This is a genomic window from Pantoea sp. GCM10028869 (assembly GCF_042666835.1).
Lineage (GTDB): Bacteria > Pseudomonadota > Gammaproteobacteria > Enterobacterales > Enterobacteriaceae > Pantoea > Pantoea leporis.
Map to the genome: position 1 here is coordinate 757109 of NZ_JBHTGO010000001.1, position 20527 is coordinate 777635.

The 20527-nt window shown below is 54.1% G+C and carries 20 protein-coding genes and 1 pseudogene; 10 read left to right on the top strand and 11 right to left on the bottom strand.

Features of this window, described 5'->3' with window-relative positions:
• Positions 1-399: 399 nt before the first annotated feature.
• The 3 genes from ACFQW4_RS03470 to ACFQW4_RS03480 all read left to right on the top strand — a co-directional run bounded on the left by ACFQW4_RS03470 (position 400) and on the right by ACFQW4_RS03480 (position 2969).
• Positions 400-1578, top strand: coding sequence for a Gfo/Idh/MocA family oxidoreductase (locus tag ACFQW4_RS03470; protein ID WP_354466727.1), 1179 nt, complete (start codon positions 400-402; stop codon positions 1576-1578).
• Between the two features lie 8 nt (positions 1579-1586).
• Positions 1587-2528 carry a sugar phosphate isomerase/epimerase family protein gene (locus ACFQW4_RS03475; RefSeq protein WP_377723801.1) on the top strand — a complete coding sequence of 314 codons (942 nt, stop codon included), beginning with the start codon at positions 1587-1589 and terminating at the stop codon, positions 2526-2528.
• Between the two features lie 96 nt (positions 2529-2624).
• Complete coding sequence (locus ACFQW4_RS03480) at positions 2625-2969, top strand: helix-turn-helix transcriptional regulator (RefSeq protein WP_101761121.1); 345 nt, start codon at positions 2625-2627, stop codon at positions 2967-2969.
• Here ACFQW4_RS03480 and ACFQW4_RS03485 read toward each other — a convergent pair.
• From ACFQW4_RS03485 to ACFQW4_RS03495, 3 genes are all read right to left on the bottom strand, one after another.
• Positions 2962-4152 (bottom strand): MFS transporter, encoded by a 1191-nt coding sequence (locus ACFQW4_RS03485; protein ID WP_377723803.1) that lies wholly within the window; start codon positions 4150-4152, stop codon positions 2962-2964. The genes ACFQW4_RS03480 and ACFQW4_RS03485 overlap by 8 nt on opposite strands.
• 131 nt (positions 4153-4283) lie before the next feature.
• Positions 4284-4592 (bottom strand): CcdB family protein, encoded by a 309-nt coding sequence (locus ACFQW4_RS03490; protein ID WP_137387189.1) that lies wholly within the window; start codon positions 4590-4592, stop codon positions 4284-4286.
• Between the two features lie 2 nt (positions 4593-4594).
• A complete protein-coding gene (locus ACFQW4_RS03495; protein WP_137387190.1) occupies positions 4595-4834 on the bottom strand; it encodes a type II toxin-antitoxin system CcdA family antitoxin in 240 nt (79 codons plus the stop codon).
• 184 nt (positions 4835-5018) lie between these two features.
• Between ACFQW4_RS03495 and ACFQW4_RS03500 the strand changes: the two genes are divergently transcribed.
• Positions 5019-5552, top strand: a complete 534-nt coding sequence (locus tag ACFQW4_RS03500; RefSeq protein ID WP_377723806.1) for a sterol desaturase family protein — start codon at positions 5019-5021, stop codon at positions 5550-5552.
• Here the strand turns inward: ACFQW4_RS03500 and crtB are convergent.
• From crtB to ACFQW4_RS03525, 5 genes are read right to left on the bottom strand one after another with little or no spacing between them, the layout of a single operon-like run.
• The gene (gene crtB, locus ACFQW4_RS03505; protein WP_377723808.1) at positions 5491-6420 is read right to left on the bottom strand and encodes a 15-cis-phytoene synthase CrtB; all 930 of its coding nucleotides are present in this window, start codon (positions 6418-6420) and stop codon (positions 5491-5493) included. The genes ACFQW4_RS03500 and crtB overlap by 62 nt on opposite strands.
• Positions 6417-7898 carry a phytoene desaturase gene (locus ACFQW4_RS03510; RefSeq protein ID WP_192413424.1) on the bottom strand — a complete coding sequence of 494 codons (1482 nt, stop codon included), beginning with the start codon at positions 7896-7898 and terminating at the stop codon, positions 6417-6419. The genes crtB and ACFQW4_RS03510 overlap by 4 nt, the downstream gene beginning before the upstream one ends.
• Positions 7895-9061 carry a lycopene beta-cyclase CrtY gene (gene crtY / locus ACFQW4_RS03515; RefSeq protein ID WP_377723811.1) on the bottom strand — a complete coding sequence of 389 codons (1167 nt, stop codon included), beginning with the start codon at positions 9059-9061 and terminating at the stop codon, positions 7895-7897. Before crtY ends, ACFQW4_RS03510 begins: the two co-directional genes overlap by 4 nt.
• Positions 9061-10338: a glycosyltransferase gene (locus tag ACFQW4_RS03520; RefSeq protein ID WP_377723813.1), complete on the bottom strand. Its 1278-nt coding sequence runs from the start codon at positions 10336-10338 to the stop codon at positions 9061-9063. Before ACFQW4_RS03520 ends, crtY begins: the two co-directional genes overlap by 1 nt.
• A 14-nt stretch (positions 10339-10352) precedes the next feature.
• Entirely contained in the window at positions 10353-11258 is a 906-nt protein-coding gene (locus tag ACFQW4_RS03525) for a polyprenyl synthetase family protein (RefSeq protein ID WP_110867012.1), read from the bottom strand.
• Between the two features lie 256 nt (positions 11259-11514).
• Between ACFQW4_RS03525 and ACFQW4_RS03530 the strand changes: the two genes are divergently transcribed.
• From ACFQW4_RS03530 to ACFQW4_RS03545, 4 genes and pseudogenes are all read left to right on the top strand, one after another.
• Positions 11515-11976, top strand: coding sequence for a helix-turn-helix domain-containing protein (locus ACFQW4_RS03530; RefSeq protein ID WP_192235480.1), 462 nt, complete (start codon positions 11515-11517; stop codon positions 11974-11976).
• Positions 11977-12176: 200 nt separating this feature from the next.
• A complete protein-coding gene (locus tag ACFQW4_RS03535; RefSeq protein ID WP_377723816.1) occupies positions 12177-12551 on the top strand; it encodes a hypothetical protein in 375 nt (124 codons plus the stop codon).
• 141 nt (positions 12552-12692) lie between these two features.
• Positions 12693-13634 carry a 2-hydroxyacid dehydrogenase gene (locus ACFQW4_RS03540; RefSeq protein WP_137387196.1) on the top strand — a complete coding sequence of 314 codons (942 nt, stop codon included), beginning with the start codon at positions 12693-12695 and terminating at the stop codon, positions 13632-13634.
• A gap of 118 nt (positions 13635-13752) precedes the next feature.
• Positions 13753-14934, top strand: a pseudogene (locus ACFQW4_RS03545) (NAD(P)/FAD-dependent oxidoreductase).
• Between the two features lie 18 nt (positions 14935-14952).
• On the opposite strand, the gene ACFQW4_RS03550 reads toward ACFQW4_RS03545, so the two are convergent.
• Positions 14953-16287, bottom strand: coding sequence for a PLP-dependent aminotransferase family protein (locus ACFQW4_RS03550; RefSeq protein WP_377723818.1), 1335 nt, complete (start codon positions 16285-16287; stop codon positions 14953-14955).
• A gap of 143 nt (positions 16288-16430) precedes the next feature.
• On the opposite strand from ACFQW4_RS03550, the gene ACFQW4_RS03555 reads away from it, so the two are divergent.
• Positions 16431-17282, top strand: coding sequence for a DMT family transporter (locus ACFQW4_RS03555; RefSeq protein WP_350262221.1), 852 nt, complete (start codon positions 16431-16433; stop codon positions 17280-17282).
• Between the two features lie 17 nt (positions 17283-17299).
• Here ACFQW4_RS03555 and ACFQW4_RS03560 read toward each other — a convergent pair whose 3' ends face one another.
• The gene (locus ACFQW4_RS03560; protein WP_377723820.1) at positions 17300-18727 is read right to left on the bottom strand and encodes a trehalose-6-phosphate synthase; all 1428 of its coding nucleotides are present in this window, start codon (positions 18725-18727) and stop codon (positions 17300-17302) included.
• A 442-nt stretch (positions 18728-19169) separates the two neighbouring features.
• Between ACFQW4_RS03560 and ACFQW4_RS03565 the strand changes: the two genes are divergently transcribed.
• Positions 19170-19661 carry a GNAT family N-acetyltransferase gene (locus ACFQW4_RS03565; RefSeq protein ID WP_377723822.1) on the top strand — a complete coding sequence of 164 codons (492 nt, stop codon included), beginning with the start codon at positions 19170-19172 and terminating at the stop codon, positions 19659-19661.
• A gap of 102 nt (positions 19662-19763) precedes the next feature.
• Here the strand turns inward: ACFQW4_RS03565 and ACFQW4_RS03570 are convergent, their stop codons facing one another.
• A complete protein-coding gene (locus tag ACFQW4_RS03570) occupies positions 19764-20471 on the bottom strand; it encodes a phage antirepressor KilAC domain-containing protein (protein WP_192235489.1) in 708 nt (235 codons plus the stop codon).
• Positions 20472-20527: the final 56 nt, after the last annotated feature.

Below are 20527 nucleotides of genomic sequence, written 5' to 3' on the forward strand. Positions count from 1 at the left end.
TGCATAGGGGAAAAAGCGGAGACCCACAGCATTGAACGTGAAACCCAACGGAAAATAAACACCTAAGCGCACGCAATTGGCGTAAAGCGCGACAAATAACCCTGTTTTTAGGATGTTGCGATTATGTTTGATCTTTGCACCCGATTGCAACGTTTTTTGCAATCGGGTGCATTTCATTAACTTTTTGTGATCGATTTCGCTGATTTGCACTTTGCCAGATTGACTAAAAAGTCGTCTTAGCTGACATTTTGCTCACCACTACCAAGCAAATCTCGTTTTTACCTGTCGTGTGCAGCTTATTTTGCACCCGGTAGCAAAACAGTAAAACGCTAAAAATTAATCTCTGATCTCTTACCTCAAACCATTTTGCACCCGAGTGCAAAATAAACAGGAGTTGTTATGCTCATCGGTGAAAAGAGTATTCCACGCCCACTGCGCTGGGCCATGATCGGTGGCGGCCGTCTCAGCCAGGTGGGTTATAAACACCGTTGCGGTGCGCTGCGTGATAACACGGCGTATCAGATGGTGGCCAGCGCCTTTGATATCGATGCCGAGCGTGGCCGCGATTTCGGTGTCAACTTAGGGCTCGATGCGGATCGCTGCTACGCCACTTATCAGCAGCTGCTGGCCGAAGAGGCGAAGCGTGCGGATGGCGTTGAAGTGGTGTCTATCGCCACGCCAAACGGCACTCATTTTGAGATCACCAAAGCGGCATTGAATGCCGGTATTCACGTCATTTGTGAAAAGCCGCTGTTCTTCACTACCGCCGAAGCGCTGGAAATTAAAGCATTAGCGGCGGAAAAAGGGCTGATCGTTGGCGTGACCTACGGTTTCTCCGGCCATCCGCTGCTGATGCAGATGCGGGCGATGATCGCCAACGGCGAAATTGGTGATGTGCGCATGGTGGAGCTGCAATACACCCACGGCTTCAGCGCCAATGACAGCGCCGACAAATTTAGCGAAGCGCAAAAATGGCGCGTCGATCCAAAGATTGCCGGTCCGTCTTTTGTGCTCGGCGATATCTCGACGCACACTTTCTACATCTCCCAGCTGGTGTTGCCAGAACTGAAAGTGAAATCGCTGCTGTGCGATCGCCAAAGCTTCATTCCCTCGCGCGCGCCGTTGGAAGATAACGCCATGGTGCTGATGCATTACGACAACGGCGCGGTAGGGCGCATGTGGGCCTCATCGATTAATGCCGGTTCGATGGACAGCCAAAGTATTCGTGTGATTGGTTCGCGCGCCAGCCTGGAGTGGAGCGACTACAACCCAGGCGAGCTGAAATATGAAGTGCAGGGCCAGCCGAATCAGATTATGCATCACGGCATGCCGTACCTGCATGAAAGCGCCCTGGCCGATGAACGCCTGGGCGCGCTGCACACTGAAGGCCTGGCGGAATCCTGGGCCAATATCTATCTGAAATTTGCTATCGCCATCCACGCCACCCAACAGGGCGACCAAACCACGCTTGATAACCTGATCTATCCCGATATTAACGCCGGAATTGAAGGTGTGCGCTGGATTGAAAACTGCGTGCGTTCTGCGGACAACGGCGCGAGCTGGGTTAATTACGAATAAGGATTGCCATGAAACTTTCGTTTTGTACCGATAGCCTGGGTCATCTGCCGTTTGAACAGATGCTGGATAAGTTGCTGGAGCTAGGTGTTTACGGCGTTGAGATGACGACCGGCGGCTGGTCACCAGCGCCGCATCTGCGTACCGAAGCGTTGCTTGGCAGCGCCACGCAGCGTCAACAGTTGTTGCAGGCGCTGGAGAGCCGCGGCATGTCGATTGCGGCGCTGAATGTGTCGGGTAATCCGCTCGATCCAGGCGAATTAGGCAACAAACATAAGCGCGATACGGAAAACGCGCTGGCGCTGGCCGGAGAACTGGGGGTGAAGAAAATCGTCATGATGAGCGGCTTGCCGCCCGCCAGCCCGCACGACACCATTCCAAACTGGATCACGTACACCGTAAGCTGGCCGCCAACGCTGAAAAACTGCCTCGATTATCAGTGGAATGAAGTGGCGATCCCCTACTGGCAAGGGCTGGTGCAGCGCGCTAAAGAGAGCGGCGTGGAGAAATTCGCGCTGGAGAACTTCAGTTCGATGTTGGTGTGGAATCCGGAAACCTTGTTCCGTCTGCGCGGCGCGGTGGGTGAGATGGTGGGACTTAACCTCGATCCCAGCCATCTGCTGTGGATGGGCGCGGACCCGATTGCGGCAGCGCGCGCACTCGGCCCGGCAATTCATCACTGTCACGGCAAAGATGTGCGTCTGGAGCGTGGGCTGGTGGATATCAATGGTCTGTTGGAAACCAAACCGGTAGAAGATGTCGCCAATCGCGCCTGGAACTATGTTGCCGTTGGTTGCGGCCAGGATCTGCAGTGGTGGAAAGAGTTCTTCTCGGTGGTACGCATGATGGGCTACAACGACTGGGTATCGCTGGAAATGGAAGATCTCACCATGTCGGTGGAAGCGGGCGTAACCTCCTCAATTGCGGCACTCAAGCAAACCCTTAGCCAGTAATGTCAAATTCACGGCGGGCAACCGCTCGCCGTGTTCTGTACATCGAGCCTTGCCTGCCTGATAATTCGTGGTTCACCCACTATTAAGAGGCACGCCATGCTGGAAAACCATCCACAGCGCGACGAAATCAGGCTGGAGAATGTGCTGGCGGCGTTGGGCAACCCGATGCGCATGACGGTAATCAGCATTCTGGCGGACGGCGGCGAACATACTTGCGGATCGCTGCTGAAAGGCGTCTCCAAATCCACGTTGACCCATCACTGGCGCGTGCTGCGCGAGGGCGGCATTATCTGGCAGAAACCCTCTGGACGTGAAAACCTGCTGTCGTTGCGACGCGACGATCTCGATGCCCGTTTTCCGGGTCTGCTCGATTCGCTGTTAAGCGCCACCCAGCAAGATCCCCTGACCCGCACCACGCTGGATGATTTCCAGATTAAATAACCCGCGCACGCCCAGCCAGCGTAGCCACAATCATCTGCAACCCCGCAATCACCAACAGCAGCATCAGCGGCCACTGCCAGTTGCCGCTGACATCATGCAGCAGGCCAAAACAGAGCGGGCCCAGCGCCGCTAATCCGTAACCGACGCACTGTGCCATGCCCGACAATTTCGAAGCCTGCAAATGATCATGGGTGCGCAGATTAAACAGCGACAGGCAAATCACCATTGATGCACCGGCGCCCAGTCCCGCCAGAATCAGCCACAGCAGCGCGTATTGCGGTGCCATTAACAGTCCCGCGACGGCGATAAAAATCGATAGCGATGCGAGAAAACCAATCATCCGCTGGTCGTGCATTTTTTTCAGTGCGCTCATGCAGGCCAGGTTCGAAACGATGGCCACAATCTGATAGACAAACAGCATGCCACCCGCTTCCAGCTGGCTAATGCCGCTGTCTTGCGCAAAAGGCGTAAACCAGCCGATCAAGGTGTAGAACACCAGCGACTGGCAGGCCATAAACAGCGAAACCTGCCAGCCTAAGGCCGCGCGCCACGGTGAGCGTGTTGATGTGCTATTGGCGCTGTTATTTTTCTGAGATGCAGGCTTTTTCAGATAAGGCAGCCAGGCTAACAGTGCGATAATCGCCGGAATCAGCCACACCGCCAATGAAAGTCGCCAACCCGCGCGACTCAGCTCTGCCAGCGGCACCGCCACGCCCGATGCAATGCTGGCGGTGATCGCCATGGTCATCGCGTACAAGCCAACATATCGCGCGGTGTGTTCGGTGAAATCACGCTTAATCAGCGGCGGCAGCAGCACGTTGGCCGCCGCAATCCCCGAGCTCAGGATGATCGTTCCCACCCACAACGCATTTTCACTGCCGCTGATACGCAGAATCGATCCCAGCGTGATGAGCAGCAATGCGCCCCATAAACTGCGCTCAAGACCAAAACGGTTGCCGAACCATGCTGCGGGTGGCGCTAAGGTAGCGAACATCAATAGCGGCAAGAAGTTGATCACGCCCGCCGCACTGGCGCTCAAGCCAAACGTCAGACGGATGTTTTCCAGCACCGGGCCAACCGCGGTAATAGGCGTGCGCAAGTTGGCCGCTGTCAGCAGCAGTAAGAACAGGAAAAAACCAGAACGACGCAGAGCAGGATTCGCAGATAAAACGGTATGGGTCATATTTTCGCACCATAGCAATGAGGCAGAGCGAGTCTGCTTATGGTGCGTTGGTTGACGTTAACGCTTACGCAGCGGCGATTAACTGCTGAAAGGAGGGCAATACTAACGAGGGGCTTTTAGGATGTAAAGTATCAAAACCCATCAAAGACAAAATCAACCGAGTCTTTAATCCGCTGGCGATACACACGTGCATCCATCACCTGATCGCCTAGAAGCGACACGCGCACACTGGCCATTTCGTGAGTCATGACCAGAAATTCCTCGCCTTCAACCTTGATTACCGGATTAAGTCGTTCAACTTGCTTTTTTTTAAACTGGTTTAGAGGGTAGAGCGGGATAACGATTCGTGACGCCAGTTCGCCGATAATCTCACTTTGAACGTCTACCAGATAAGGGTACTCGCTGTTCCTATTGGTATTGCGATAAATAAAATATTGCATGTCTAAAACGTCCTGTATTCATCCGACAATAAACCGTGTTCTTCGGTTATGCGATTGAGTTCCTGCAAACCTTCACTGTTTTCACGCTTCCATCTTTCCGCTTCGGTTGTGCGAATTTCATAATGTAAAGCTTTAGATAGGATGGCGGATAAATTGAGCCCTGCTTCTCTAGCCTGCTCGAGTAATGCAGGTTCAAGTGTCACGCTGACAGTTTTTTTTTGTCTTACGGCTGTAGAAGGCATAAATCCCCCGTGTAGTTAACACGTGTATAAATCAGTGTGGTGAGTATGGGTGAAATCTGCGCTTTCTGCAATGCAGCTTTCTAACGTGTTGTGGACTTTTAAAATTTCTAAACATGGTAAACCTTGCGCCATCGCTCATCCGCGTCCACCTTTAGTATTTCCCTTTTCCACAAATGGACGAACAATGATCTGGTTATGGAACGTGCTTATCTTGCTGGCAACCGTGGTGGTGATGGAAATCGTCGCGGCGCTGTCGCATAAATACATCATGCACGGTTGGGGTTGGGGCTGGCATTTGTCGCACCACGAACCGCACAGCGGCAAGTTTGAACTTAACGATCTGTATGCGGTGGTGTTTGCGGTGCTGGCGATCGTGCTGGTCTATGTCGGCGTGCAAGGCATGTGGCCGCTGCAGTGGATTGGTGCCGGGATGACGACCTACGGCGCGCTTTACTTCATGGTGCACGATGGCCTGGTGCATCAACGCTGGCCGTTTCGCTATATCCCGCGCAAAGGCTATCTCAAGCGCTTATACATGGCGCACCGCATGCATCATGCAGTGCGCGGGCGTGAAGGCTGCGTGTCGTTTGGTTTCCTCTACGCGCCACCGCTCAATAAGCTGCAAGCCACGCTGCGTCAGCGCCACGGGAGAAAAATCAACGAGGACGCTGCCACAGACCAGCCGGACGTGGCGTCGGACGAGCCACACGCGAAGTGATCGCCAGGCCGGCCCCTTTCACCAGCAGCGCCAGTTTTTCGCCGCGGCTGGTGCGCTGTCGTGAATCCCAGGCGTGAACACCGGCGTGCTGAACTTTCACCCCGATTTCGCGATAAACACCGCGTGCCGTCGCGATGGCCCACGCCGAGCGCAGCGGCAAACCCGGCAAGCCGAACCGCGCCGAGTGATAATAGGGTTCCGCTTCCGACACTAAACGCGCAGCCAGCGTGGCCAGCGCCGCACGATGTTGCGGTGCTGTCAGCGTATCGGCGCGTAATCCCGCCTGATCGAGCCAGGCTTGCGGCAGATAGCAGCGACCATTTTCGGCATCTTCGACGATATCGCGCGCAATGTTAGTAAGCTGGAACGCCAGCCCTAAATCGCAGGCGTGATCGAGCACCGCTTCGTCGCGCACGCCCATTACGCGCGCCATCATCAAACCGACTACGCCCGCGACGTGATAGCAGTAACGCAGCGTGTCGTCGAAACTCGTATAGTGTTCGTCGCGCGCATCCATGGCGAAGCCTTCCAGATGGTCAAACGCCAGCTGTTGCGGCAGTTGATGAATAAGCGCCACTTCCTGAAACGCCTTAAACGCCGGTTCATCCATGTGCGCGCCGCTGTAGGCGCGGCGGGTTTCAATCTGCAGATGCTGCATGCGTGCCTGCGCATCTTCGACGGCATGCTGCGTGCCGCTTTCGCCCAGCGTTTGCCCATCAATCACATCGTCACAATGACGACACCATGCATACAGCATCAGCGTGCTGCGGCGTGTCGGTGCATCAAACAGCTTGGCGGCGGTGGCGAAACTCTTAGAGCCCACCGCCATGGTTTGTGTCACTTGCTCGAGTAAAGGCTGTCGATTCATTCAGCGCGATCCTCCAGCATCAGCTGAGCGGTGGCCTTGGCGGAACCAATTACGCCGGGCACGCCCGCGCCTGGATGCGTACCCGCACCCACCAGATAGAGATTGCTGATATCGGCATCGCGGTTATGCGGTCGGAACCAGGCGCTTTGCGTCAAAATTGGCTCCAGCGAAAACGCCGAGCCGTGATGGGCATGCAGCGTGTCGCGAAAATCAAACGGCGTAAACATTCTGTGTGTCACTAATTGCTGACGTAATCCCGGCATGTAGTGCTGCTCCAGATAAGCAAAAATTCGATCGCGCAAGCGCGGTCCTTCCTGTTGCCAGTCGATGTCAGCGGTGCCGAGATGCGGCACCGGCGCTAACACATAAAAGCTGCCGCAGCCGGGTGGTGCCAGCGACGGATCGCTGCTGCAGGGCGCGTGCAGGTAGAGTGAAAAATCCTCTGCCAGTTGGCTGCTATTAAAAATCTCATCAATCAATTCGCGATAGCGCGGACCAAAACAGACGGTGTGATGCGCGAGCTGTTCATGCGGCTGATTGAGGCCAAAATAGAGCACAAACAGAGAGTTGCTCATGCGCTTACGCTTCAGCGATGTCGCACGTTTCATTGCTAGCGGATGATGGCGTAGCAGCTTGTCGTAGGTATGCACCACGTCGGCATTGGAGGCTACGGCTGCGGCATCGAAGCGTCGTCCATCCTTTAACTGGACGCCGCTAATACGATTTTCATTGGTTTCCAGCTGGCTCACTTCGGCATTCAGTAACAGCTCGCCACCCAGATCCTCAAACAGTCGCGCCATGCCCTTCACCAGCGCGCCGGTGCCACCGCGCGGAAACCACACGCCCCATTCACGTTCCAGTGCATGAATTAAGGTATAGATTGATGACGTTGCAAAAGGATTACCGCCCACCAGCAATGAGTGGAAGGAAAACGCCTGCCGCAGGTGATCGTCCTGAATAAATTTCGCCACCATGCTGTAGACGCTGCGCCACGCCTGCAAACGTCCCAGCTGCGGTGCAACACGCAGCATGTCACGCACCTGCAGAAACGGCACCGTGCCGAGTTTCAGATAACCCTCTTTGAATACCTCGCGCGAATAGGCGAGGAACTGACGATAACCGGCGACATCCTGTGGATTGAAGGTAGCGATCTGCTGCTCCAGCAACGGCTGATTGTTGTCATAGTCGAGCTGTTTGCCATCTTCCCAACACAGGCGATAGAAGGGCGTGACCGGCATCAGCTCGACGTAATCGCTTAGCGATTTTCCCGCCAGCGTGAACAACTCTTCGATAGCGCTGGGATCGGTGATCACCGTGGGCCCGGCATCAAAGGTAAAGCCGCTATCTTCAAACACATAGGCGCGTCCGCCCGGTTTGTCGCGCTGCTCAAGTAAGGTGGTTGGTATGCCCGCCGCTTGCAGGCGAATCGCCAGCGCCAGGCCGCCAAAGCCTGCGCCAATCACATAAGTGCGTTTCATTTTTTCTTCCCTGGTTCGACAGAATTCAACAGCGCGTGCAGCGCTTCACCGATGGGCACCGGCGGCTTGCCGCACAGAATCCGCGCTTTATCATGTAGACGAAGTTGTCCGGCGTAAAAACGGCTAATTAACCCGGCATTGAGCCGGTAAAAACGTTGCATTACACGCCAGCGCTGCTGCGGCTTACCGGCCAAAAACAGCATGCGGTTCAGCAGGCGGAAAAATCGCTGCTCGCGCCACTGCTGACGGGCAAAGCGTTCGATATGTTGACTGAGCGTGCTGGCATCGGTGGGCAACAGCGTGGCTACCAACTCCGCCAGCGCCACGGCGGACGGCAAAGAATAACCGGTTGTCGCGTGAAACAGTCCGGCGCGCAGGCCGCTGCATGGCTGGCCGCGCTGCTGTTGCCAGAATCGATCAATATTGCCGCTCAGGGTAATCGGTAATATGCCGTGCTCTTCACGCAGCAGTGTGCCAGGCCGCCAACCTTGCTGTTTGGCGTAGTCAGCGATGTGCTGACGAGCGGAGTTCTCCGCCAGCGTAGGTTGATTAACGTAATGCGTATCTTCAATCAGTAACCGATCGGCGCTGAGCGGCAGCGTGTAAACAAAACGATAGCCCGCTTGCTGATCGACGGTGGCATCCATCAGGATCGGCTGCTGCAGGCCGTGCGGCCGCGCCAGCTGCCACTCTTGTCCAAGAAACACCTGATAACCCAGCTGCAGATGCGGCGTTGGCTGCAGGCCGCGGCCATCAATCACCACCTGCGCATCAAGTTCACGGCCATCCGCCAGCGTCACCTGTGTGGGTTTTACCTGTTTAACGGCAGCATTTGTCCACAGATCGTCACCCATCGCCGCGAGTAGATGCCGGGCAAAATCGCCTGACGCGATGGAACAATAATCCCCGTCCAGGTTGCGGCGCAACGCGGGAAAACGCACCTGATAGCCAGGCCAACGCGCCGTGATCAGCGGCTGCAGCCAGCGCAGCTGATCGGCGCTAAGATCGCTCTGATGAAATGACCAGGTATGATTGCCTGCCGGATGTGCGTCGCTCTCCAGCAACAGGCATTTGAGCTGCGGCTGCAGTTGGCGCAGACGCAGCGCAATCAAACCGTTTGCCAGTCCGGCACCGACCAGAATCACATCGTAGTGCGCACGCATCAGGTGGCCTCCGCCAGCACAACTTGCTGCTGGCACAGCGCTTGTTCGACGATGTCGGCCGCACGCTGGCAACCGCCTGCGCGCTGCAACTGTGCCTGTATCGCTGACATCCGTAACGCGTAGCGATTGTCGGTAAGTAATTGTTGCAGATGCTGCTCCAGTTGATGAACGCGGTTAAAGCGCGATGCGCGCCGTCCAACGCCATGCCACTCAATGCGCGCGGCCACGCCGGGTTGATCAAAGGCAATGGGCAGCGCCAGCATCGGCGTACCGCATTCCAGCGCTTCCAGCGCGCTGTTTAATCCGGCATGAGTAATAAAAAGCTGCGCGTGTTGCAGGGCGGCACGTTGATCGACAAAATCCGTCACCCACGCTGCACCAGCCAGTTGCAACTTGTGCACCTGATCGGCGTTCAATCCCCCACAATGAGCGATCACCAGCGAAAGTTGCTGGCGGCGGCACGCCTGTGCCAGATGCAAAAACAGGCGGAAGCGATGGCCTTGCAGCGTACCCAGCGAGGCGTAAACCACCGGCTGGCGCAGCGCCGGCCAGGGCGCATTGAGCGGCGCTGCCGCAACCGGCGCGCGCAGTTGTCCGACGGCGTGATAGCAGGCCGGCAGTTGCTGACGCGGAAAATCAAAGGCTGGCACCATCTGGCTGATTTGTGCCAGCGGCGAAAGGCACTGATGCAATCCGCGCCGCGCCGTCAAATTGAACGCCCGCGCGTGTTTGAGGATGACGTCGCCGTGACGACGCATGATGCGATCATAGATATCGCTGCTGGCCTGAAAACGTTTCAGCGCTTTTTCATCCTGAGCATAACGGAAGGGCATCACCGCCAGCGGAATGCCGGCTTCACGGTTGACCGGTAGGGCGCAGGCCACCGAAACAAACGGCAGATGCAGCGCTTCTGCGACCAATCCGCCTGCTGCTTCCATTTCATCAGCGATCACACCATCAATGTTCAACGATTTCAGTACCGCTGGCAGTTCGCGGCACAGCATATCGGTGCAGGAGGCGAGATCGTTGATTACGCGAAACAGCGACAGGCCGCCCGGCGAAGCCAGCCGATGCAGCACGGGCGCCAGCGAACCGGCCGGATGCGTTTGCTGGCCTACTGCAACGAAATTAATGCGTTCGTCGCTGAGTAAAGTGCGGGCGTCGGCTTGCTGGATGAAGGTGATGCGATGGCCACGCGCCAGCAGCGTTTGTGCTAACGCCTGCAACGCGTGAAAGTGGCTATAAAGCGGCGGCGCGATCACCGCAAAGTGGCCCAACGGCTTAGCCGCGCTCAGTTGAACATCGCTAGCTGTTGATTAAACAGCGCGTGCATGTATTGGCGAGTGGCGATGCCGCGATGGCAGGCGCAGGCAAGGTGTGCATCGGCACTGCGCAGATGATCGCGCAGACGACGTTCTGCGCCGTCAGCCCCGAGCATCTGTACCAGCGTGGATTTACCCTGATCCTGATGCACATCTTTGCCGGTGTGTTTGCAGCCGTCGGCGAGGTCGTCGAGCAGCTGAAACGCCTGGCCCAGATCCTGAGCAAAGAAGCTAAGACGTTGCCGCACCTGCGGTGAAGCGTCAGCGGCAATCGCCGCCATTTGCAGCGTGGCGCGAAACAGCACGCTGGTTTTCAGTTCATTGGTCAAGGCGATCGCTTCCGGACTGCGGCTCTGCGTGCCGTCGTGCAGATCCTGAAACTGCCCTTGCACTAATCCCTGCAGGCCCACGGCGGCGGAGAGTTCGGCAATCGCTTCAGATTTGTGCACCGCAGGCAAATCGGGTGCGATGGCAATCACTTCAAATGCGCGGCTCAGCAGCGCGACGGCTGCGAGAATCGCCACGGTTTCACCAAACTCGCGATGCACGGTTGGGCGACCACGGCGCATCTGCGCGTTATCCATTGACGGGATGTCATCCAAAATCAGCGATGCCGCGTGCACCATTTCCACGGCACAGGCGAGATCGAGAATGCCATTTTGCGTCAGCTCGCAACCCATATCGCGCGCTGCCAGCATCAGTAATAAAGGACGGATGCGCTTGCCCTGCGCCAGCGTACCGGCACGCATCGCGGCACGCACGCGATCGCTTTGCTGTCCTGCAGGCAGTAAATGTTCGAGATGCGCCTGTAAAATTTGCTGCAGCTGAAGCAGTTCGCTTGTCTGATGCGCTGTGCTATCGACATGGGTGGTCATAATGGCTATCCATGGTTGATGAAATTATTATGCTTTTTGATTAACCGTAGACTGCGTAAGGTAAGTTTGCCAGCGAGGGCAGCGTGGTTAAACCATTCCAAACCCGATAATGGATGAGAATTACGTAGAGAAGTAATGCTCAAGCGTCGGCTAAAGAGAGATCATTTCGTTTATTTCGAATATTGATTGTTTCGTTTATTGCGATTATCATTCGGTGACTGCAATTTGAAACCACAAACTATCAATTGGAAAACGCATGAAACACTCAATTCTGGATAGCTTGAGCCTTCCGGCTCCGAAGGAGATTGAGGCCGCTTCGCGCGGGCAGAGGGAGCTCGCAACTTATCTATCCACCAAGCAGGAAACGCAAAAAATATCGATTCAGGATGCGCACAACGAAACGCATCAGATTGAGCTGCCAACGTCTGCCCTGACACTACTCATGGCTGTTTTGGGCGAGTTGGCGGTGGGAAATGCGGTTCAGGTTGTGCCTGTACACGCTGAATTAACTACGCAGGAAGCGGCAAATATTTTAAACGTTTCACGCCCACATTTGGTGAAACTGTTAGAGCAAGGTCAGCTTCCGTACCATAAAACAGGTCGCCATCGTCGCGTGCTTTTTGCGGATCTTATGCAGTTTAAAGACAAGCGTGCGCAAGAGAGCAATGATGCAATGCAGGAATTGGCAGACCAGGGACAGGATCTCAATTTCTACTGATGAACCATTCACCCTATGCCGTGGTACTGGTTGCATGTGTGTTGTATCCATCCATACTGCGCGATGTACTGCTCCGCCTCGGTCTGACGGGGCTCTACCAGCCAAAATAGACGGCCACCATTCAGGATGAATGGAAGCGTAATTTACGCACTAACAGACCAGATATTGCTGAAGATCAGTTGGCGCGCACGCAGACATTGATGAATAAAGCGCTTCCAGATGCAATGGTATCGGGATTTGAACCGCTTATTTCTGGCATTACATTACCTGATTCCAATGACTGCCATGTTGTCGCTGCCGCTATACGGTGTAAAGCTGAAGTGATTGTCACAATGAATCTGAAGGATTTCCCGAGAAACCTCATGGCTGAATTCGAAATTGAAGCTCTTCATCCTGACGAATTCATTATGGATCTGTTCGACTTAAATCAGGCGCTGGTTTTGAAGGCAGTGAATGCGCAACGCGCGAGTTTTAGACAACCAGCAATGGGCGTTACGGTTTATCTGGATTCGTTATTACGCCAGGGTTTACCGATGACAGTAAGCGCATTAGATAAGTTTCGTTTTCTCATTTAGCAACGATTAAATCATTACGCTGCTGCACGGCATGCCATCTATTTCCGCGTGATCTTATCAGCGAAAAAAGTAACAGCAACGCCGTAACATAAATTACTCCGTTAGGCTGGTGGTCAATAAATACCGCTAATGGAACATAAAATGACGAATACCAAACCTGCCGTGCTGATTATTCAGCCGCTAATGCCGCAGTTAGATGAAAAGCTCACGCAACATTTCCATTGCCATCGTTTATATGAGCAGCATGACGCAATGCTATTTATCCAGCAGCATGGCAAAGCGATCAATGCCATCGTTACGCGCGGCGATGTCGGGGTGGAAACGGCACTGCTGGAGCAACTGCCGGAGTGTAAAGTCATTACTGTATTCGGTGTCGGCACCGATCGTATTGACCTGAAATACACTGCCGAAAACGATATTCAGGTCAGCATTACCCGCGACATTCTGACTGACGATGTTGCCGATTTGGCAATGACAATGACGCTGGCGTTCTCGCGTAATTTGGTGGCTTACCATCAGTTTGCGAAATCCGGGGCATGGGAAAATAACGGCGTCGAACTCTCCAGCCGCGCCAGCGGAAAAAGAATTGGCATCGCCGGGTTGGGCGCGATTGGCTTAGCCATCGCGCGCCGTGCCGAAGCCTTTGGTATGGAAGTGGCATATACCGCGCGTTCGGCGAAAGACGTCAGCTATAAGCGCTGCGATACGATCGAACAACTCGCCACCTTTAGCGATTTTCTGGTGCTGGCACTGCCGGGCAGCAAAGAGAATGTGCAACTGGTCAACGCGAAGGTGCTGGCGGCGCTCGGCCAAGAGGGCGTAGTGATCAATATTGCGCGTGGCACAGTAATCAATGAACCCGACTTGATCGCTGCACTGCAGCAGGGAATCATTAAAGGGGCTGCGCTGGATGTGTATCCGGATGAGCCAAAAATTAATCCCGCGCTGCGTGAACTAAATAATGTGCTGTTAACGCCGCATATTGCCAGCGCAACTCACGAAACGCGTGCGCAAATGACCAATAATGTGCTGGAGAATTTACGGGCCTATTTTGCCGATGGGAAGATTCTGACATCGGTATAATTTAAGCATCCGGATTAAGACGAAATTCTTATATCCTGCGTAATAATCCCTATTTAGCGATAGCAATTTTCGTTCAGCCAGGCTGTTATGATATCGGCACTTAATTCAGGAGCCCATTATGACAGCACAGAAAATTGCAATTATTGGCGGCGGCGTTATCGGATTGGCGGTGGCGCGCGCCTTAGCGTTGCAGGGCGTTGAAGTCACCGTTTTCGAACAACAGCACATTGGCGCGGGCACCAGCAGCACGACGTTTGCCTAGGTAAACTCCAATGGCAAACAGCCGCGCAGTTATCACCTGCTTAATGCGCTCTCGATGGAAGAGCACCTCAAACTGCAGCAAGCGCAGCCGAACGGATTGCGCTGGCTGGAAGCTGGCGGTACATGGGAGTGGGCCGCCGTGGGCGATGCGCAGCAACGTTTGCTGCAGCGTGCCACGTCGCTGCAATCAGCAGGTTATGCGGCGCGTGAAGTGTCGCCAGCAGATGTGCTGCGCGATATTCCGGAGCTGCGGGTGCAGGCCATCAGCGGCAGTGTGTGGCATTTCCCGACAGAATCGGTGCTGCATCCGGCGCTCTATCTGGCGCGCTTATGGTCAGAAGCCAAAGCGCGCGGTGCGGTGCTGTACCAGCATCAGCGCATCAATAGCATCAGTGAAAGTGCCGATCGGGTTACGCTGCAGCTGGAAAATGGCGAGCAGTGGCAGGGCGATCGTATTGTGTTAGCCACCGGACGCTGGGCCAATCAGCTGCTAAATTCACTGGGACTTAATCTGGCGTTGCTGGATACCAGCAAACCGAACGCGGTGGCTTGTAGTTTCCTGGTGCGCACCGCGCCGCAGCCGTTATCGCTCAATGCCAATCTCATCTCTCCGCAACTTAACGTACGCCCGGACGGCGGCGGACGTTTGCTGCTGCAAGCCTTAGAGTTGGATCACCTGGCCGATTCTGCTGCGCCACCCTCAATCACCAGCGATATCGCCGCGCAGTTCCGCGAGCGTTATCACGCGCTGTTTGCGGATGCGGGCGAGTTGCAGATTGAACAGATTGTGGTGGGGCAACGCGCACGACCTGCCGATGGTTTACCGGCGCTGGGCTATGTCACCGCGCATCATCGCGTCTATGTGGCGGTGACACACAGCGGTATCACCCTTTCGCCATTGATTGGCAAGCTGGTGGCTGAAGAGCTGATCGGTGATGTGGCAAGTGAGCTGCTGAGCGATTTCCATCCGCAGCGTCTGCTGGGCAAAAGCGTGGAAGCGTTTGCGCCCATCAAGCGTAATTTCCCGGCGGCGCAATAACGCGATGAGACTGTGTTTTTATAGGTCTCTTTCATAATCGATGGTCTCTTTCACCGCCGCCATGGCAAGCCGCAGTTTATCCTTACTGACCGATCCCAACGCAAGACGAATGGCATGCGGCACATTGATTGAGGTACTGAACGGTTCAGCCGAAGATACCGAGATCTGCTGGTGGATTAAACGCTGTACCACCCGTTCAGCCCTGACTTCGAATGGCAACGGTAGCCAGAGAAAATAAGAGTTGGGATGGCTGATAAAATCCTCGGGCGCAAGAATCTGGCGGGCGATCGACTGGCGTTCACGAGCATCCCGTCTTTTCAGTGTTTCCAGACGTCTGATCGTCCCATCCTTAATCCAGCCACACACTAACGAGACCATCAGAGAAGGGGTATTCCACGTAGTGGCACGAATAGCGCGCTCAAGCGCTGCACGCATGCCAGCAGGGCAGACGACGGCGCCGACGCGCAACCCGGTAGCGATATTTTTCGCAAAGCCGGTTACATAAAGGGTCCTTTCAGGGGCATAAAAAGCCATTGGCGGCGGCGGACGAGGCACCAGATAAGCATAGGCGGCATCCTCAATTACCAGAAGATCAAATGTTCGGGCAATCAGGGCAATCTCTCTGCGCTGAGCAGCACTCAGAACCCAGCCAAGCGGGTTGTGCAACGTAGGCATGGTATAAATCGCACGGACGCGTCTGCGCTGACAAATCTGTTTTAATGCATTGAAATCAGGACCGTCTGGCCCAGCAGGTATGGCGGCAAGTTCAAGATGATAAAGCGCCGCCAGCGCCTTAAAGCCGGGATAAATCAACGCGTCTACTGCCACAACATCCCCTGGTTTCAGCAATCCCATCACCGCTATGGTAAGGCCGTGCTGTGCGCCATTGACAATCAAAATGTCATCAGCCGAAGGCGTGATCCCGGTTGAGCTAAGCCATGATGCAATGGTATGACGGTCGCTCTCTTTCCCGGCATGCGGCTGATAGCGTAGCAGCGATTCAATATCGCCAGCATTGGAGAGATTGCGCAGGGCATTGCGCAGGCGATCGGCCTGATCGGGTAATGCGGGATAATTGAAATTGAGGTCCACCACATCGGTTGCGACCACATGTTGATCGACACCAAGGCCATGAGGCAAAGAAATTTCCCTGACAAAAGTCCCGCGTCCGGTTTCACCGCTGACCAGACCGATTGCTTCAAGTTCAGCGTAGACGCGTGTAGCGGTTGCTAATGAGATCCGTCTTTCCGTAGCCAACGCGCGATGCGTAGGCAGGCGCGTGCCTGCAGACAATCCTCCACTGCGTATAGCCGCAGCATATTCGTCAACCACATCCTTATAACGTGCTTTCATCTATTGTATCCATGACAATATTTTGATTGTTCTGGATCATGGCGTTTATCCTCCGCAGCGTCAATTCATGAAGGAAATAGTCACCTTCACTCAGCTACTGAAAGAGGTTTAACGTGGTGATACAAAAGACGCGTCCTGAGTCGATGTCAGGCTGGCTGAACGGCCTGGCGGGCGTGATTATTTTCAGCGGATCGCTGCCGGCAACGCGCATTGCCGTTCAGGACATCGACCCGTTTTTCCTGACTTTCATCCGTGCATCGATAGCGGGTGTGCTGGCGCTCATGTTGATCTGCTTGTTTAAGGTCAAAAGACCTGATCCCACCCAACTATACTCGCTCTTCATCGTCGCTATGGGCGTAGTGATAGGTTTTCCATTGCTGACCGCCATGGCTTTGCAGCACGTAACTTCGTCACATTCAATCGTTTTCCTCGGGTTGCTTCCGCTAGCAACCGCCATCTTTGGCGTCATTCGTGGTGGTGAACGTCCGCGGCGCGCTTTCTGGCTCTTTTCCCTCTGCGGCAGCTTGCTGGTTATGGGCTTTGCGCTTTCTCATCTCGCTGTTATATCACTCAAAGGTGATCTGCTTATGCTCGCGTCAGTGATCGTCTGCGGCCTAGGCTATGCCGAGGGGGCAAAACTTTCGCGTGAGCTGGGAGGCTGGCAAGTGATTTGTTGGGCGCTGATTATTTCACTGCCTTTCATGTTGATCGCGTCATATTTGACCTTGCCTGAATCCCTAAACCACATCAGCACTTCAGCCTGGCTTGCGCTGGGCTATGTCTCGCTTTTTAGCATGCTGATAGGTTTTATCTTTTGGTACAAAGGGCTCGCTATCGGTGGAATTGCAGCTGTCGGGCAACTGCAGTTGCTTCAGCCATTTTTTGGGCTGGGCCTGTCGGCTTCGTTGCTGCACGAGAGCGTCAACCCGCTGATGATAGCTGTCACGCTTGGCGTCATTCTCTGCGTCATTGGTTCGCGAAAATTTGCGTGTTAATGTTCATGCATATTGGATTAATAACGCAGTCGCCCACTGAAACCATTCGAAATTATCGCACCTGATTTCAGGGTTAAATCGCATTCCTGTTCTCGCGGCTGCAGCGCGTTAATGAAGCTATCGGCCCATTTGTGGCAATCATGCAGATGCAGGTTTTTTAGCAGGCTGGCGTGACGTTCGCGACGCACCGAAAGCGGCATGATAAGCGCGGTATGAATGGCATCGGCGATGGCATCGGGATCGTAGGGGTTGACCAACAGTGCGCCCTGCATCTGTTCGGCGGCGCCGGCAAACTGCGACAGAATCAGCACGCCGGGATTAGCGTGATCCTGCACCGCCACATAGGTTTTCGCCATCAAACTCATCCCGGCTATCAGCGGTGTGACCAACGCCACACGCGCTGCACGGTAAAATCCGCACAGTTCTTCATGTGAATAATGGTTGCTCAAATAACGCACCGGATACCAGTTCAGCTCGCCATGCACGCCGTTCATTTCGCCGCAGCGGCTTTCCAAATCGCGCGATAACTCTTTAATGCGATGGCTGTAACCTGACGCCGCTGAAGCCAGTTGCACCATGGAAAACTTGTGGTGATACTCCTCGTGTTGACGCAGTAAAACTTCTATGGCGCTGATGCGGTAGGGCGTGCCGGTGCTGTCGTCAAAATGGCCACCGCTGAGGATCAGATTCTCCGGTAAGGTTGCGCGACATTGCTGCTCCATATACTGGCAGCTGTTGCTTTCAGCTAGCGCGCTGGTTTCCACGGTATCAATGCCTACCGGGAATACGCCTACGCGAATCTGACGGCCGTGGATACGCAGCGTGTAAGGCGTTAGACGCTCGCAACGGAAGCGGGATTCAATCCAGGCGGTGAAATTGTTCATGTCTTGGGTGGTCTGAAAGCCAATTAAGTCGGCGCACAATAATGCATCGGCCAGATAGCGCCAGTTCGGCACCGATTCAAAAGATTGTCCTGCTGGGAAAGGCTGATGGAAAAAGAAGCCGATACGATTTATCAGGCCGGCATCGCGCAGCATTTTAATGCTGGGAATCAGGTGATAATCCTGCAACCAAATATCATCATCGGGCATGGCATATTCACTGATGGCGCGCGTATAGGTTTCATTCAGTTTCATATAACCGATTTGGCTGCTGGTGGAAAAACGCGCCATGTCGGGGCGCTGATGAAATACCGGCCACAATCCCTGATGAATATATTGATGATAACCTTCTTCATATTCTGCTTTGGTTAAGCGAAATATCAGCGTGTCGAATGCTTTGCCGCTAGTAAAATTCAGCTCACGATGAGGTTCAGTGGTAAATGATTCAAACTCGCCACTCCATTTCACCCACATGCCACCGCGACGCGTCAATATGCTTTCATAAATGTTAGAAAGCGTTGAGTGATTATTTTGATTGTGTGATACCAAAATCAAGCCTGACATAGTTTTGACCCGTTGCTTAATCTGCCCATGAATCATTGGCAGAGAATTTAAAAAAGGTTGGCGCAGTAAAAATTGCAGCATGCCGCTCATGATTTACGCTCACAGGCGTTAATGGACCGGTGCGTGTTGACCGCTGACGTTATGCGGATGAACCGCTATTAGTGAGTTCGATACTTTTCATCTCGCGCTACCTCTCCGAATCCTTCAGGGCTGTCGATGAAATTAATCTAACCGACCAACCCGTAAAAATGTCGTAAAAAAGACGCTGAGAGTTATAAAAATTTAATAGATTTTATTTAGAACCCAGATAAATGTTTTCGTTAATTTTTTTTGATCACTTTACATGGCGACTTTAATCGTTTGAGGGGGGCACTTATGCGCAAAGACACATTCGGCCTGTTAGAATGACCGCCGTTCATAGAGGAATCTAAGAGGTTTAATCGTGTCAACGTTAGTATTTAGAGAAGCCAGGCTGGCAGATGTGGATCGCTGTTACGCGATTGAAATTGAGGCTTACGAAGGTGATGAAGCCGCCACGCGTGAAAAAATTGCTACCCGCATTGCGCAGTATCCACAGGGATTTTTATGTCTGGAAACCGATGGCAAGGTGATTGGTTTTATCAACGCCGGTTGTGCGTGGGAGGTGGTGATGTCGGATGAAGCGTTCAAAGAGTTAATCGGCCACGATCCGGCAGCACCCAACGCCGTGATTATGTCGGTGGTGCTTGATCCCGCTTATCAGGGCAAAGGTTATGCATCGCTGCTGATGCGCCAGTTTATTGCGCTGATGAAGAAAATGGATAAGCGCACCATTCATCTGATGTGCAAAACCCAGCACCTTGAGCTGTATAAAAAATGGGGCTATCAGTACGTCAAACCGTCTGAGTCAGACCACGGTGGCATGGCGTGGCATGAGATGCTGATGAAACTGTAATTCAACAGGTAAATATAACGCTAAGCATTCAATGATCGCACATTCCCTGGCGGCGCGATTTATCGCGCAATAAATTACGCCGCTACGACACCTGCGCACACTTTATGCAGCCACACCTTTCGGCTGAGCCGACAGATGTCCCGCCCATAAACTGGCCACCCATTTCACGCCTTTGGCGGTGAAACGCGCTTGGGAGAAAGCATGCTGATTCTCGCCACGTCCGGAGCGCAGGGTGAAATATCCCGCCTGTATATGGTGCTGCTGCGGTGCCAGCGTGCCTTTTTCGCGATACATGATGTTGCGTTCTAATAGAAACTCACGAAACTCAGTTTCCTTTACCTTCAACATCTTGCACAGCTGACGAAAGCCGAGCGAATCTTCGATCTCGACAAAGCGATCAAAAAATTCAGCCTTAGGGGCCGACAACGCAAGTTGCTGCTCAGCCGCACGGCGCTGCTCAAATTGCTCCGCCCAGGCGCGGGCCGCTTCCGCCGGATTGGTGAAATCCGGCAGATGGGTAAACTGTTCTCGCTGCTGCCAGAGATCGAGTAATTCCGCAGTGAAGCCAGGCGAAAGCCGGGCAACGGCAAGTAATGAATCGCGCTTGTTAAGATGAAACTCCTGACGCACTTCACCCTGATGCTCATAGAGATTCACCGTCAAAGGCTGGGAAAGACGCTGTGCGGTTTCCAGGCTTTTCACCAGGCGCTTCACTTCGCCGTGCGTAATGCCCGTGACATGGGCAATTTCGCGGCTGCTCATCATCATTGATGCATTCAAAGCAGACAGACTTTCCGTTGAGATCATCATCATTATCACCTCTTGCAGACTTACTCAGCCTCGTGGCTGTTGAATAAGTATACGCA